The organism is Alloalcanivorax xenomutans (genome assembly GCF_900217905.1).
In the GTDB taxonomy this organism is placed as follows: Bacteria; Pseudomonadota; Gammaproteobacteria; order Pseudomonadales; family Alcanivoracaceae; genus Alloalcanivorax; species Alloalcanivorax xenomutans.
In genome coordinates this window covers 1-14952 of sequence record NZ_OBMO01000031.1, presented here as the reverse complement: position 1 = coordinate 14952, position 14952 = coordinate 1, and the positions used below count along the sequence as shown (strand labels likewise).

The 14952-nt window shown below is 62.1% G+C and carries 11 protein-coding genes; 10 read left to right on the top strand and 1 reads right to left on the bottom strand.

The features are described 5' to 3' along the window. Positions 1-5: 5 nt before the first annotated feature. From bamB to CRO06_RS18885, 5 genes are all read left to right on the top strand, one after another. Positions 6-1202: an outer membrane protein assembly factor BamB gene (gene bamB, locus CRO06_RS18905; protein ID WP_022995347.1), complete on the top strand. Its 1197-nt coding sequence runs from the start codon at positions 6-8 to the stop codon at positions 1200-1202. A gap of 210 nt (positions 1203-1412) precedes the next feature. Continuing rightward, positions 1413-2810, top strand: coding sequence for a ribosome biogenesis GTPase Der (gene der / locus CRO06_RS18900; protein ID WP_022995348.1), 1398 nt, complete (start codon positions 1413-1415; stop codon positions 2808-2810). Between the two features lie 99 nt (positions 2811-2909). Then, on the top strand, positions 2910-5012 hold the full coding sequence (locus CRO06_RS18895) for a TonB-dependent receptor plug domain-containing protein (RefSeq protein ID WP_097059143.1): 2103 nt from the start codon (positions 2910-2912) through the stop codon (positions 5010-5012). 94 nt (positions 5013-5106) lie between these two features. Further along, on the top strand, positions 5107-5961 hold the full coding sequence (locus tag CRO06_RS18890) for a type 1 periplasmic-binding domain-containing protein (protein ID WP_097059142.1): 855 nt from the start codon (positions 5107-5109) through the stop codon (positions 5959-5961). After that, positions 5958-7844 (top strand): ATP-binding protein, encoded by a 1887-nt coding sequence (locus tag CRO06_RS18885; protein ID WP_022995351.1) that lies wholly within the window; start codon positions 5958-5960, stop codon positions 7842-7844. The genes CRO06_RS18890 and CRO06_RS18885 overlap by 4 nt, the downstream gene beginning before the upstream one ends. Here the strand turns inward: CRO06_RS18885 and xseA are convergent. Next, on the bottom strand, positions 7810-9162 hold the full coding sequence (xseA, locus tag CRO06_RS18880) for an exodeoxyribonuclease VII large subunit (protein WP_097059141.1): 1353 nt from the start codon (positions 9160-9162) through the stop codon (positions 7810-7812). The genes CRO06_RS18885 and xseA overlap by 35 nt on opposite strands. A gap of 291 nt (positions 9163-9453) precedes the next feature. Here xseA and guaB point away from each other — a divergent pair, with 291 nt between their 5' ends. The 5 genes from guaB (at position 9454) to CRO06_RS20145 (ending at position 14649) form a co-directional block, all read left to right on the top strand. Further along, positions 9454-10923 carry an IMP dehydrogenase gene (guaB, locus tag CRO06_RS18875; protein WP_022995353.1) on the top strand — a complete coding sequence of 490 codons (1470 nt, stop codon included), beginning with the start codon at positions 9454-9456 and terminating at the stop codon, positions 10921-10923. Positions 10924-11128: 205 nt separating this feature from the next. Then, entirely contained in the window at positions 11129-12700 is a 1572-nt protein-coding gene (gene guaA, locus CRO06_RS18870; protein ID WP_097059140.1) for a glutamine-hydrolyzing GMP synthase, read from the top strand. A 245-nt stretch (positions 12701-12945) separates the two neighbouring features. Continuing rightward, on the top strand, positions 12946-13485 hold the full coding sequence (locus CRO06_RS18865; protein WP_143247767.1) for a GNAT family N-acetyltransferase: 540 nt from the start codon (positions 12946-12948) through the stop codon (positions 13483-13485). Between the two features lie 67 nt (positions 13486-13552). Beyond that, entirely contained in the window at positions 13553-14089 is a 537-nt protein-coding gene (locus CRO06_RS20150; protein ID WP_218839906.1) for a DNA-methyltransferase, read from the top strand. A gap of 89 nt (positions 14090-14178) precedes the next feature. Continuing rightward, positions 14179-14649, top strand: coding sequence for a DNA-methyltransferase (locus CRO06_RS20145; protein WP_218839905.1), 471 nt, complete (start codon positions 14179-14181; stop codon positions 14647-14649). The last annotated feature ends 303 nt before the right edge of the window (positions 14650-14952 follow it).

Here is a 14952-nt window from a genome sequence, read left to right as displayed (position 1 = left end):
GATTTATGCAGCCTCTTAAAGCCTCCCAAGCCTCCGGCGGTCTGCGCCGCTCCCTCACCACGCGCGGCCTGGTGGCCCTGGTGGCGGGCGCGCTGGTGCTGACCGGATGCAGCAGCAACCCCAACGCCATCGAGCCCAATGATCTGCCGGACTTCGACAGTGCCTACAAGGTCAAACGGCTGTGGAAAGCCAATGCCGGCGACGGCATGGACGAGACCTCGATAAAACTGAGCCCGGCGGTGACCAGCCAGCAAGTGTTCGCCGCCGACGTGCACGGTCAGGTCTACGCGTTCAACCGCGAAGACGGCGACCGGCAATGGCGTAAAAAGACCGAGGATCGCATCTCCGGCGGCCTCTTCGCCGGCTACGGCAAGGTCTACTACGGCACCCGGGAAGGCGAGGCGGTGGCGCTGTCCGCCGAGGACGGCAGCGAATTGTGGCGCCGCCAGTTGAGCAGCGAGATCCTCTCCGCCCCCACCGGCACCAGTTCCCTGGCGCTGTACCAGACCATCGACGGCCGTATCCAGGCGCTCGATAGTGAAACCGGTGAGCCGCGCTGGGAGTACGAGACCGCCATTCCCAACCTGATTCTGCTGGGCGGCACACAGCCGGTGGTCACCGCCGGGCGTGTCTACGCGGCGTTTTCCGGCGGCAAGGTGGTGTGCCTGGACGAACAGACCGGTTCGCCGATCTGGGAGCGCCGGGTGGCCGAGCCCACCGGCCGCTCCGAACTCGACCGTCTGGTGGACATCAACACCAGCCTGATCGTGGAGAACGGCGGTGTGTTCACCGCTACGTTCCAAGGCAAGGTGGCGGTGCTGGACTGGGAAAACGGCCGCCCCTACTGGGCCAAGGACATTTCCAGCCACCAGCGCCTCAGTTCCGATCTGGGCACGCTGTTCGTCAGCGATGATCAGGGCCTGGTTCGCGGCGTCGACCAGCGTAGCGGCACCTTCCTGTGGCAGCAGGACAAGCTCTATGGCCGCCGCCTCACCGGTACCGCGGTGCAGGATGACCTGGTGGTGGTCGGTGACTACGAAGGCTATCTGCACTGGATGGATCAGAGCGACGGCAAGCTGGTGGCCCGCTATCGCCATCGCGGCAAGCCCATTGTGTCCGCGCCGATCCGCCACGACGACGTCATCTACGTGCTTGGCAGCGAGGGCCGTCTGGCCGCCTACCGCCTGGAAGCCCGGGACTGATCCGGGACGCTCTTTTCACCCTCTCCCCTCAAGGGAGAGGGGAGACGAGACAGACCTTTCTATTCGGCCCCCTCTCCCTTGAGGGGAGAGGGGGCGTTTGAGGAAAGGCGAAGCCATTCCGACACCATCGTCCCAGCCATTGCCGATTAATTTGGCAACTTTCCCGCTAAGTTAATACCATAGCGCCCCAATATACCGTCAGAGTGCCGCATGAAACCGGTTATCGCCCTGGTGGGCCGCCCCAATGTGGGCAAGTCCACGCTGTTCAATCGCCTAACCCGTACCCGGGACGCCCTGGTGGCGGACTTTCCCGGGCTCACCCGTGACCGCAAGTACGGGGACGGCCGCATGGGCGACCGACCCTACATCGTGGTCGATACCGGCGGTATCGGCGAAAGCGAGGAGGGCATAGACCGGCCGATGACCGATCAGGCCCTGCTTGCCGTGGGTGAAGCGGACGCCGTGCTGTTCCTGGTGGACGGCCGCGCCGGCCTGACCGCCGCCGATCAACAGGTGGCCTCGGAGTTGCGCAAGCTGCCCAAGCCGGTGTTTCTGGTGGTGAACAAGACCGATGGCCTGGACCCGGATTCCGCCATGGCGGATTTCTACGCTCTGGGGCTGACCCAGGTGCTGCCCATCGCCGCCGCCCACGGGCGTGGTGTACGCGCGCTGATGGACGAGGTGCTGGCCGTCTTCCCCGAGCCGGAAGAAACCGGTGAAGAGGAAGAACCGGAAGCCCCGGACACCGTGCGGGTAGCGGTGCTGGGCCGCCCCAATGTGGGCAAATCCACGCTGATCAACCGTATTCTTGGCGAAGAGCGGGTGGTGGTGTTCGACCAGGCCGGTACCACCCGGGATTCCATTGAGGTGCCGTTCGAGCGCAATGGCCGGCCTTATGTGCTGATCGACACCGCCGGGGTGCGCCGCCGGGGAAAAGTCCACGAGACCATCGAAAAATTCTCGGTGATCAAGGCGCTGCAGGCGGTGGACGCTGCCCAGGTGGTGTTGCTGGTGGTGGATGCCCGCGACGGCATCAGTGACCAGGATCTGCACCTGTTGGGCTATGTGCTGGAAGCCGGCCGCGCCCTGGTGATCGCCATGAACAAGTGGGATGGTCTGGAAAGCGATCACAAGGAGTGGGTCAAGCAGCAACTGGATCGCCGCCTGCAATTCGTGCCCTGGGCCAAAATAAAATTCATTTCCGCCCTGCACGGCACCGGCGTCGGCGACTTGTTCGGTCTGGTGGAGCGGGCCTGGGATTCCGCTTTCATCAAGATCGGCAGCAATGCCCTGACGCGCATGCTGGAAGACATCACCCATTCCCATCCGCCGCCTCGCAGCGGCCGTTTTCGCGCCAAGCTGCGGTACGCGCACCTGGGCGGCTCGAATCCGCCGGTGGTGGTGATTCACGGTAACCGCACCGATTCATTGCCGGTCAGTTACCGGCGTTATCTGGAGAACCGGTTCCGGGAACTGCTGAAAATCGAGGGGTCGCCGATCCGGCTGGAGCTGAAATCCGGCGACAACCCCTACGAGGGGCGCAAGAATCCGCTGACCGATCGGCAGATCCGCCGTCGCCGGCGCATGATGAAGCACATCAAGAAATAACTCGGATTCCGATAGAAAAAACGGAGAACGGCTGCCGTCGTGGGGACGGCACGGTTCCGGATCAAGCGGGGGGAGCACGGGGTGCGATACCACTGTGGAATGCGACTCTGGTCCGCCGCCGTACTGGCAAGTACGGTGGGGCTGAGCCATGCCCAGGAAATGGCCGGCCCGGATATCCCCCGGGTGCTGACCCCGGCCCGCCTCGATCAGCCTCTCTCCGAAGTCCCCGCCAGTGTCACCATCATCACCCAGGACATGATTCGCGCCAGCGGCGCCCGGGAACTGTATCAGGTCATGCGGCTGGTTCCCGGCATGAGCGTGGCCAAGGCCGACGGCAATGTACCGTCAGTGTCCTATCACGGCACCCAGGCCCGTGATCATCGCCGCATGCTGGTATTGCTGGACGGCCGCAGTGTTTATCGGCCGGGACTGGCGCGGGTCAACTGGAATGATCTCCCCATCGCTCTGGAGGATGTGGAGCGCATTGAGGTCACTCGTGGCCCGGCCGCCGCGGCCTACGGCGCCAACGCCTTTTCCGGGGTGATCAATATCATCAGTCGCGATCCACGCGACAGCGAAGGCCAGAGAGTGCGTCTGCGCGCCGGCAACAATGGCATTCGTGACGCCTATGTCAGCGGCGGCTGGCACCTCGGCGACAGTGCCTTCCGGATCTCCGTGGAGAGCCGCGCCGACGACGGTTACGACGCCGGCTTGCCGCCGATGGAGGGCGGCGATGCCAAACGCACCCAAAGCGTTAATAGTCGCGGAGCCTGGGAACTGGATAATGGCGACGTGCTCAGCCTTTACTTCGGCGGTAGCCGTTCAAAACTGGAACGGGCGCCGGAAAGCAGTCTTCGCGGGCTGGGCGATTATCAGCGTCTGGCGATACAGCGCGACGACAGCGCCTTTGCCGGCATGGTGTGGGAACGCCAACTGTCTGACTGGCATCAACTTAAGGTCTCGGGTTACGCCCAGTATTCGGACGAAGAGTTGCCGCTGACCATGTGTTATTTCGACCCGCTCACCGGGCGGCACGGCGCTGGCGGCGGCCTGCTTTTCTCGAAGGAAATGCGCGACCTGTATCTGGCCCACGATGGTGACATTGACGCCACACTGGCCGCCGCGCCCGCCGACCCGGCGGTACAGCAGCGCTACGCCAACTTGCTCAGCAGCGGCGCTGACCGTTTTTGTGGCACCAGTTACCTGGACGTGCGCGAGCATCGTTACGACCTGGAAATCCAGGATACCGTTCAAATCAACTCGTGGGCGCGGCTGGTGGCGGGACTCAACCTGCGCTACGACCGGGGCAGCTCGCAAACCTACCTCAGCGGCACCGCTGATAACGTCAGCCGCCGCGCTTTTGCCAATCTGGCGCTGAAGCCGCTGTTCCGGCTCACCGCCAATCTGGGCGGGTACTGGGAATATGATGACCTCAACGGCGAGCACTTCACGCCGCGCGTCGGTTTGTCCTGGCAACTGATGCCCGGACACCATTTGCGTTGGGTATACGCCCGTGGCCTGCGCTCGCCGGACATCTACGAGGACCAGGCCCATTCCAACGCGCCGATCAGCCGGCTCAACGGACCTTTTGGCGACCGCACCGCGGACTGGCTGGGGTGGGATCCGGCCTACTTCTTTGTCAGCGAACAGGCCGATGGCAATCTGAAACCGGAACGTATCCGCTCTCGGGAATGGGGTTACTACGGCCACTTCGGTGACGTGGAACTGGATGTGCGTTATTTCCAGGAAGAGCTCTGGGACCTGATCAGCGGCCCCATCAGCCCGGTGAATTTTGACGCCGACAACAGCGGCAAGGTCAGCCATCGCGGTACCGAAGCGCAGCTCAGCTGGCGGCCCGGCGCGCATCACTGGCTGCGTCTCAGCGGCGCCCACATCCATACCCGCAGCAACCGTGACACGGAATTACGCTTCGCCGCCCGTGACAGCGGCAGCGCCCTGTGGGAATGGCACGTGCTGCGGAACTGGTGGCTTTCCAGCGGCTATTACCTGGCGCGGGACTATAACAATCACCCTTATGAACGCCTGGATCTGCAACTGGCTTATCGCCGTGCCCTGGGGGCGACCCACCTGGAGGCCAGCCTGTTGGTGCAGCACTTCCTCGAAAACGAGCCGGTGGTGTTCGAGGAAAATCGCTATCGGGCTGATGAACGGTTCTGGCTAACCCTGGCTTTGCGGTTCTGACTATGACGGAGCGACGCCTTTTCCATAACGTCCGACTCCTCGCCTTCACCGGCGGGGAGCGGATCGGTGTCGCACCGCGGGGAGGTCATTGAGCGTGCGCTGGTCAAGGAAGGCCCGGATTCTGCTCGCAACCCTCGCGTTATATTCGCTGTCGGCGGCGGCCGACGACCCGCTGCGCGTGCGCGTGATCAGCGATCAGCCGCAGCAGCGCGGCGCCTTTCTGCTGGCCCTGGAACAGGTGCCGTCCGCGCTGCCCTGGAGCCTGGTGGAAAGTGGTGCCGACGTTACCCTGGCTTTGGGCGCCGCTCCGTTTCGGCGCGCGGTGGAAGAGGGCGGCCCGGTGCTGGGTGTTTCGGTGCCGCCGGCGGTGGTTGACGAGGCCAGACGCCGGGATTGCCAGTGCAGCGCGATCTGGAGTGGCGTGTCGCTGGAACAACAGTTGCGCCTGATCGAAATCCTCTTTCCCGGAGTCAGCCGCGTTGGCGTTTTGTATGGCCCCGACAGCGCCTGGCAGCCGCTGCCGTCGGCGGCCACCGCTTCCCTGCAACTGGACTGGATGCCGGTTTCCTCCGCCGCCGGCATCGGACCGCTGCTGAGAAGGTACTTGCCACAGTGGGATTTGCTGTTACTGCCGGAAGACGAGACGCTGTTCAACGCCGGCACCGCCAAACTCATTTTACTCTCCGGCTACCGCCAACGCGTGCCCGTGGTCGGCCCTGGTCAGGGGTTCGTCAACGCCGGCAGTGTCGCCAGTGTTCATTCCTCTTTGCCGGCGTTGGCACGGCAAACATTGCGCTGGCTCGACCAATGGCGGCGACAAGGGCACTGGCCGTCGCCGGATTTTGTCGAGCACAGCAGTATCAGCGTCAATGAGCACGTGGCACGCGCCTATAACCTGCCGCTTTGGGAACCCCGGGCGTTACAACGAAAATGGGAGGAACAGCCATGATGGCCCAGGGGGGGATTCGCCGGCAGTTGCGCTGGCTCGGTGTGATACCGGCGCTGATCATGCTGGTTCTGGTTCTGGTGACACTCACCTGGCAGCGTCTGCAGGACGCCGACAACGAAGTGCGCGAACTGGGCGGCTTCCTGGCCCGCCAGCTGGCCGCCGCCGCCGAGTACGGCGTGCTCTCCGGCAACACTTCGGAGCTGCGCCGTCACGCCAACATGGCACTGCAACGCCCGGACGTCTATTACGTGGCGTTCCGTGACGAGACCGGCCAGGTGTTATTGAGCGAAGGCCGGGCCACCAGCGACGGGCGCGGCGGACTGCTGGAATTCCGCGCGGGCATCTATCGGCAGCCGCTGTCCGCTTCTGAAACCGAGCGCTATGTGGATCCCGGAGACCGGGTCGGCGAAGTGGTGCTGGGGCTGGCCCCGGAACTGCTGGCGGCGCGGCAAAAGGAAATCCTCGCCGCCAGCCTGGTGCCGGCCTTGCTGGCGATGATGGTGGGCCTGGTGTGTGCTGGTTATCTGGCCCGCCGCATCGCCGAGCCGCTGTCCTATCTGTCCGGTCTGGTGCGGGTGATTCGCGGCGGTGATTACCGCGCCCGCGGTGACCACCATCTGCAGGGGGAACTGTCGGATCTGCAGCGGGACATCAACGAACTGGCCTCTGGTCTGGAGCGCGCCCGCGCCGATCAACAACGGGCCATGGGGGAATTGCGGCAAGCCCATCGCAGCGCGCAGCAGGCCAGCCAGGCGAAAACCGACTTCCTGGCGATGATGAGCCATGAACTGCGCACCCCCATGAATGGCGTGCTCGGCATGCTGCAACTGCTGGAAACCACGAAGCAGAATGAGGAGCAGCGCGAGTACACCCAGGCGGCGCTGGAATCCACCGGCCACCTGCTGGAAGTGATCAACGACATTCTCGATTTCTCGCGCATCGAAGCCGGGCGCATGGACATCGATCAGACCTTCTTCGCCCCCGGCCCGCTGTTGGAAAACTGCATCGGCACTTTCCGCTATGTGGCGCGCCACAAAGGCCTGTACCTGGAGCTGGAAGGGCTGGAGCAACTGGAAGGCTATGACCTGTATTCCGATCCCACGCGGCTACGGCAGATTCTCAGCAATCTGATCTCCAACGCGGTGAAATTCACCGAGCAGGGCGGGGTGCGGGTGACCATCCAGGCCGCCGCCGACGAGCACGGCCTGATGAACCTGTCGCTGTCCGTCACCGACACCGGCATCGGCATCTCCGACGCCCAGCGCGACCGCCTGTTCGTGGCCTTCTCGCAACTGGACGCGTCGCCGTCACGCCGTTATGGCGGCACCGGCCTGGGGCTGGCCATCGCCCGGCGCCTGGCGGAAATGCTCGGTGGCGATCTGGCCGTCAAAAGCCAGCCCGGAGAGGGCAGCTGTTTCACCTTGCGATTGCGTGTGCGCGCCCGGGTCGCCGGGGAGCTGGCCAGCGATGGCCCGCGCATCGATGATGGCCTCCTGAGCGGCCGCGCTCTGCTGGTGGAAGACAACCTGGTCAACCGCATGGTGGCGGCGCGCATGCTGGAAAATCTGGGGCTGGAAGTGGTCAGCTGTGGCGATGGCGAAACCGCGCTCAACACCATTCAGGGAGAAAACTTCGACGTGGTGCTGATGGACGTGCAAATGCCAGTGATGGACGGCCTGGAAGCGACCCGGGCGATCCGCCGCTGGGAACGGGCGGCGGGCCGCTCGCCGGTGCCGATCATCGCGCTCACCGCCAACGCCTTGGGAGAGGAACGGGAACGTTGCCTCGCCTCGGGCATGGACGACCACCTGGCCAAACCCTACCGCCGGCAATTGCTGGCGAAGTTGCTCAGTCGTTATCTGAAGACGGCAGAAGCCGGGTGACTTTGGATTCGAAGCGGCCATCCGCCAGCCGCGTTTCCACGGTCTGGCCTTCCCGCAGGGTTTCCACCGAACGCAGCGGCTGGCCCTCGGCCAGCGTCAGCGAATAACCCCGGTCCAGCGTCGCCAGCGGACTGGCGGTATGCAACCGCCGGCCCAGCCCGGTGAGCCGCTGCTGCAATTGGCTGCGCTGGTGCAGCAACGGCACCGGCAGCCGCCGTTGCAGGCCCAGCAGACGTTGCCGCTGCAGCGCCAGCTGCTGACGCGGGGACTGCTGCATCACCCGCCCTTTCAAGCGATCCAGCCGCGCTTGCAGCAGCGTCTGCTTGTGCTGCAGCGCCCGTTGCAGACGGGCCTGATATTCGTCCACCTGCTGCCGGCGCTGTTCCAGCTCCCGTTGCGGGTGGCGCAACTGCAGCCGGTGGGCCAGCTGGCTCAGCCGCTGACGGCGATATTGCAGCGTGCCGGCCACCGCCCGGTGCTGGCGGCGCTGCAACTGATCCAGTCGCGCCAGAATCGCCTCGCCGTCCGGGCTCACCAGCTCCGCCGCCGCCGACGGCGTGGGCGCGCGCAAATCAGCGGCGAAATCCGTCAGCGCCACGTCCACCTCATGGCCCACCGCCGAGACAATGGGAATCGGGCAAGCCGCCACCGCCCGCACCAGGGCTTCATCATTGAACGCCCACAGATCCTCCAGCGAACCGCCGCCCCGGCCGATCACCAGCACGTCGCAATCCGCCCGGCGCACCGCCAGGTCCAACGCCCGGCGCAGTTGCATTGGTGCTTCATCGCCCTGTACCGCCGCCGGGTAGACCAGCACCGGAATGCCGGGACAGCGGCGTTTCAGCACCTGCACCACATCGCGCACCGCCGCGCCGCTGGGGCTGGTGATCACGCCGATGCGGCGCGGCCAGCGGGGCAGGGGGCGCTTGCGTTCGCTAGCGAACAGCCCTTCCGCCTCCAGTTTCGCCTTGAGCGCCTCGAACTGGGCCCGCAGCGCCCCTTCGCCGGCCTCTTCCATGTGCTCCACCACCAGTTGGAAACCGCCACGCGGCACGTACAGCGTGACCCTGGCGCGCACCAGCACCTGCTGGCCGTCGCGGGGCTGGAAGCGCAGCAACTGATTGCGATTGCGGAACATGGCGCCGTTGACCTGGGCGCGGTCGTCCTTGAGGCTGAAATACCAATGGCCGGAACGGGGACGGGACAGATTGGACAGCTCCCCCTGCAACCAGATCAGCGGGAAACTGCCTTCCAGCAGTCCCTGGGCTTCCAGGTTGAGACGGCTGATGGAATAGGGTTCGGTGCGTGATGAAGTCATGCCGCGCAATGTAAGCGCCCCCCGCCGTCGCCGCAAGCGTCGCGGCCCATGGATGTGGGAGCCTGCCCGCAGGCGAATCTTCCCAATCCCTGAATCTGTCAATTATTGTGCATTGCCCGCGGCGGACGGACCGCGATCCCCGATTGCCGCGAAGGACCGCCATACCGTATAATGCCCCGCTTAATTTAACGGAGCCTTTGGTCCGGTTTGACGTGGCGGCGCCCCATGACCGTCCGGTGCCGCCCGGCATCTTCGGCCAGGCCGAATCTCCCCCAGCTCCCACGGTGCAATATGCTCAGAATTGCCCAAGAAGCCCTGACGTTTGACGACGTTTTGCTCCTGCCTGCCCACTCGGATGTACTGCCCAAGGATGTGTCCCTCAAGTCGCGCCTGACGCGGGAAATCGAACTGAATATTCCGCTGGTCTCCGCCGCCATGGACACCGTTACCGAACACCGCCTGGCCATTACCATGGCCCAGGAAGGCGGCATCGGTATCCTGCACAAGAGCATGCCGCTGGAGGACCAGGCCCGTCAGGTGCGCGCGGTGAAGAAATACGAATCCGGCGTGGTGAAGGATCCGATCACCATCAGCCCGGACGCCACCGTGGCGGAGCTGCTGCGCCTCACCGAAGCCAACAACATCTCTGGTGTGCCGGTGGTGGAAGGCGAGCAGGTGGTGGGCATCGTCACCAGCCGTGACACCCGCTTCATCACCGACTACGACCAGCACGTGGCCGACATCATGACCCGCCAGGAGCGCCTGGTGACGGTCAAGGAAGGCGCCAGCGCCGACGAAGTGCAAGGCCTGCTACACAAACATCGCATCGAGAAAATCCTGGTGGTCAACGAGTCCGGCGCCCTGCGCGGCATGATCACCGTCAAGGACATCGAGAAAGCCACCCGCTACCCCAACGCCTGTAAAGACAGCCAGGGCCGCCTGCGCGTGGGCGCCGCCGTTGGCACCGGCGCCGGTACCGAGGAACGGGTCGCCGCGCTGGTGGAAGCCGGCGTGGACGTGATCGTGGTCGACACCGCCCACGGCCACTCCCAGGGCGTCATCGACCGCGTCGCCTGGGTCAAAAAGAACTTCCCGGACGTGCAGGTGATCGGCGGTAACATCGCCACCGCCGCCGCCGCCCGCGCCCTGGTGGAAGCCGGCGCCGACGCGGTGAAAGTGGGCATCGGCCCGGGCTCCATCTGCACCACCCGCATCGTCGCCGGCATCGGCGTACCGCAAATCACCGCGGTCTCCGACGTCGCCGCCGAACTGGAAGGCACCGGCGTGCCGCTGATCTCCGATGGCGGCATCCGCTTCTCCGGCGATATCGCCAAGGCCGTCGCCGCCGGCGCCCACGCCATCATGATCGGCTCCCTGCTGGCCGGCACCGAGGAAGCGCCGGGCGAAGTGGAACTGTTCCAGGGCGGCTACTACAAAGCCTACCGTGGCATGGGTTCCCTGGGCGCCATGGCCGGTTCCTCCGGTTCCTCCGACCGCTACTTCCAGGACGCCGCGGCCGGCGTCGAGAAACTGGTACCGGAGGGCATCGAAGGGCGCGTACCCTACAAAGGCCCGATGAGCGCCATCGTCCACCAACTGATGGGCGGCCTGCGCGCCTCCATGGGCTACACCGGCTGCGCCAGCATCGACGAAATGCGCACCAAGCCGGAATTCGTCAAGGTCACCAACGCGGGCATGAAAGAAAGCCATGTACACGACGTGACCATCACCAAGGAAGCGCCGAATTACCCGGTGGGGTGAGACGCGACCGAAGCACTGCTTCGCAGCGCGGCTCACGCCCGGCCATGGACGGCCGGGCAGGGCGCTCTGGAGAGGGGGTGTTGCGCCAGGGATGGCAAGCACGGTGCCCCGACGAAGCGCAACAGATATAGAACTGGCCGGCCCAACCGCCGGCCTTTGCATTTAAAGCCGGCCCCGAACCGCCGGCCCTAACCGGAAACGGACCATGCAAGACATCCATGCCCAGCGCCTCCTGATCCTCGACTTCGGCTCCCAGTACACCCAACTGATCGCCCGCCGCGTGCGCGAAATCGGCGTCTACTGCGAAATCCGCGCCTTCGATATCAGCGCCGAGGACATCGCCGAATTCAACCCCAAAGGCATCATCCTCTCCGGCGGCCCGGAATCCGTCACCGCCGCCGAAACCCCGCGAGCGCCGCAAGCGGTGTTCGAACTGGGTGTGCCGGTGCTGGGCATCTGCTACGGCATGCAAACCATGGCCGAGCAACTGGGCGGCGCCGTGGTGGCCGGTGAAAAACACGAATTCGGCTACGCCCGCGTCGCCAAAGCCGAAAGCAGCGCCCTGCTGGACGGCATCGTCGACCACGAAGAAGGCGGCCAGGAATACCTCGACGTGTGGATGAGCCACGGCGACCGTGTCGGCGCGGTACCGGAAGGCTTCGTCGTTACCGCCACCACCGACAGCTGCCCCATCGCCGGCATGGCCAACGACGAAAAACGCTTCTACGGCGTCCAGTTCCACCCGGAAGTCACCCACACCCTGCAAGGCGGCCGCCTGCTGGAACGCTTCATCCGCGAACTGTGTGGCTGTGAAGCCCTGTGGACCCCGGCCAACATCATCGAAGACGCCATCACCACCATCAAAGAACAGGTCGGCACCGACGACGTCATCCTCGGCCTCTCCGGTGGTGTCGACTCCTCCGTGGTCGCCGCGCTACTCCATAAGGCGATCGGCGACCAGCTCACCTGCGTGTTCGTCGACAACGGCCTGCTGCGCCACCAGGAAGGCGACCAGGTCATGGAAATGTTCGCCGACCACATGGGCGTGCGCGTCATCCGCGTCGACGCCGAAGACCACTTCCTCTCCCGCCTGGCCGGCGAAGCCGACCCGGAGAAGAAGCGCAAAATCATCGGCAACACCTTCATCGACATCTTCGACGCCGAAGCCGCCAAGCTCACCAACGCCAACTGGCTGGCCCAGGGCACCATCTACCCGGACGTGATCGAATCCGCCGCCTCCAAAACCGGTGGCGCCCACGTGATCAAATCCCACCACAACGTGGGCGGCCTTCCCGAGCACATGAAACTCAAGCTCGTCGAACCCCTGCGTGAACTGTTCAAGGACGAAGTGCGCAAAATCGGCCTCGAGCTCGGCCTGCCCTACGACATGGTCTACCGCCACCCCTTCCCCGGCCCCGGCCTGGGCGTGCGCATCCTCGGCGAAGTCAAAAAGGAATACGCCGACACCCTGCGCCTGGCGGACCACATCTTCATCGAAGAACTCAAAGCCGCCGGCCTCTACCACAAAACCAGCCAGGCCTTCGCCGTCTTCCTCCCGGTCAAATCCGTCGGCGTCGTCGGCGACGCCCGCCGCTACGAATACGTGGTGGCCCTCCGCGCCGTCGAAACCATCGACTTCATGACCGCGCGCTGGGCGCACCTGCCGTACGAGTTCCTGGAGAAGGTCTCCAGCCGGATCATTAATGAGATCCCGGGCATCAGCCGCGTGACGTATGACATCTCGTCCAAGCCGCCGGCTACGATTGAGTGGGAATGATCTGATTTAGGCTGAAAGTAAGGGCTTACTTAAAGGCCGTCGGCGCGGGAGCGTTGGCGGCCTTTTTGCGTTTTGAGGTAAAGTGTTGGGCAAGATATCAGGAGGCAGCCTGCGGTGGGGTTTGTGAGCGGCTGATTTTTCTGCTTTTATTTCAAGTCATGAGAAATCAAGAAAAAGGGATATGACGCCGGCGCGTTCATTGGATATTCGAGCTGGTGTCCTAATTCCTGTTGGGCCGCTGGGCCATGAACATACGCACAGCAAATAAAGCCGACGCGGCAGATATTGCTCGCATCCATGTAGACACCTGGCGTGCCGCATATACTGGCATTGTTCCCGAAGGCGACCTGTCGCGGCTTTCAAAGGCAGATCGCGAGAAAAGATGGGCCAAAACACTATCTGAATCTGCCAATGGCACTCATGTTGCAGTTGGTTCCGACGGGCTGGTTGTCAGCTGGACCTCATTCGCTCCAAGGAGGGACAGCGGTGGCCGGGGCATTGGTGAGCTGTACGCGATTTACCTAGACCATTCGCATTGGGGAGAGGGGATCGGAAGGGAGTTGATGGATGATGCAGTGTCACTGCTTCACTATCATGGGTTCACCTCTATCACCCTTTGGGTACTGCAAGAGAACTCGCGAACGCGTGCCTTCTACGCGCAGGCTGGATTCAGCCATGACGGCGCCTCAAAGGTCATCGAGATAGATGGCAAAGAGCTAGTTGAACTCAGATACAGGAAGGCAGCCCAACAAGGCGCTCAACCGGACGCCTTCGGCGCCGGTTAGCTTTGACGTTATGCCCCTTTGAGGCAAAGAGTAGTTTGCGGCCTAAATGGCTTTAACAGAGAGAATTATGCAGAAAGCAAAAGAATCACCTTTTCTTAGTGAACGAGGAATTATCGAAAATGGTTTCTCGGAGAGACTTGAAGAGTACAAGAGCGGTTCAACGACATCGCCATTGCTGATGCTTGGTGATGCACTAGGTGTTCTTAAAGAACTCCCAGATTCATCAATAGATTGTGTAGTAACCTCACCCCCTTACTGGGGTAAGAGAGAGTACGAAAACGGTGGGATTGGCTTAGAGTCGGATTATCGAGACTTCGTTAAAGATTTATGCGCAATTTTTCTAGAGCTAAAGCGTGTTCTAAAAGATGATGGGTCGTTCTGGCTCAACATAGGTGATTCGTACAAAGCCAAGAAGTTACTTGGGATTCCTTGGCGTGTGGCATTTGAGCTTACCGATAACCAAGGATGGATTCTTAGGAATAGCGTCATATGGAACAAAGTAAAGAGCGGTATGGACAACACTAAAGATCGCCTTGGCAATGTTCATGAGAATGTATTTCATTTTGTTAAAAAAATAAGTACTACTATGACGCCGACTCGATAAGATCTAAGCCTCGCCAAACAAAAGTTGTAAACGGGGCGGTAGTTTCAGCAACAGGTGTTTCAGGAGTTCGCTACAAGCGACAAATAGAATTGTCAACAGCGTTAAGCGATGAAGAAAAATTATTGGCTCGTGAAGCCCTGGATAGCATATTATCTGATGTTGCAGAAGGCAGGCTGTCAGACTTTAGAATGGTTATTCGGGGGCAACAGCGATCTACGCACTCGGATAAAGAGAAGGTTTCTGGCCGTGCAAAAGAGCTTCGGGACAAGGGTTTTTATTTCCTTAAATACCATCCAAGGGGAAGCAAACCAACAGATGTATGGGATATTATTCCAGAGGATACGCAAAAACGAGATCTGCATTTTGCGCCGTACCCAGAGGATTTGTGCAGGATTCCCATTTTAGCTACATGCCCAGAAGATGGGATTGTGTTAGACCCGTTTTGTGGCACAGGAACGACTCTTTTGGTAGCGAAACAGCTAAATAGAAAATCCATTGGTGTTGATATATCCAAACAATATCTTGATATGTCCGAAGAGCGGAGTTGGTCGCTTTTATGAGTAAGGTTTTGGAACTATTTGGCCATTCTACTAAAGTCGCCAACGAAAACTGGCAGACTATTGTGGATGAGCAACAATGCCCATTTCTAGGTAAGACCTGTTACAAGGTCAGGAAAAGTAATCCGGAAATTTCGATTGGAACTTGTACCGTTTTGTATGGCAGAGAAGAGAATCCAATCATTATTTGCCCTGCGCGGTTAATTGACAATGTAACCATCCCCTAAAATCGGTGAATGCGTAATTAGAGTTCTCCGACCTACAATGAGGCAAACGGAGAACGACATGAAGAAATCGCGGTACAGC

Excerpts from the sequence above, each read along its gene's own strand:
- CRO06_RS18885 (WP_022995351.1), top strand. The coding sequence starts at position 5,958 with ATGATGGCCCAGGGGGGGATTCGCCGGCAGTTGCGCTGGCTCGGTGTG.
- xseA (WP_097059141.1), bottom strand. The coding sequence starts at position 9,162 with ATGACTTCATCACGCACCGAACCCTATTCCATCAGCCGTCTCAACCTG.
- guaB (WP_022995353.1), top strand. The coding sequence starts at position 9,454 with ATGCTCAGAATTGCCCAAGAAGCCCTGACGTTTGACGACGTTTTGCTC.
- guaA (WP_097059140.1), top strand. The coding sequence starts at position 11,129 with ATGCAAGACATCCATGCCCAGCGCCTCCTGATCCTCGACTTCGGCTCC.
- CRO06_RS18895 (WP_097059143.1), top strand. The coding sequence starts at position 2,910 with ATGCGACTCTGGTCCGCCGCCGTACTGGCAAGTACGGTGGGGCTGAGC.
- bamB (WP_022995347.1), top strand. The coding sequence starts at position 6 with ATGCAGCCTCTTAAAGCCTCCCAAGCCTCCGGCGGTCTGCGCCGCTCC.
- CRO06_RS18865 (WP_143247767.1), top strand. The coding sequence starts at position 12,946 with ATGAACATACGCACAGCAAATAAAGCCGACGCGGCAGATATTGCTCGC.
- der (WP_022995348.1), top strand. The coding sequence starts at position 1,413 with ATGAAACCGGTTATCGCCCTGGTGGGCCGCCCCAATGTGGGCAAGTCC.
- CRO06_RS20150 (WP_218839906.1), top strand. The coding sequence starts at position 13,553 with ATGCAGAAAGCAAAAGAATCACCTTTTCTTAGTGAACGAGGAATTATC.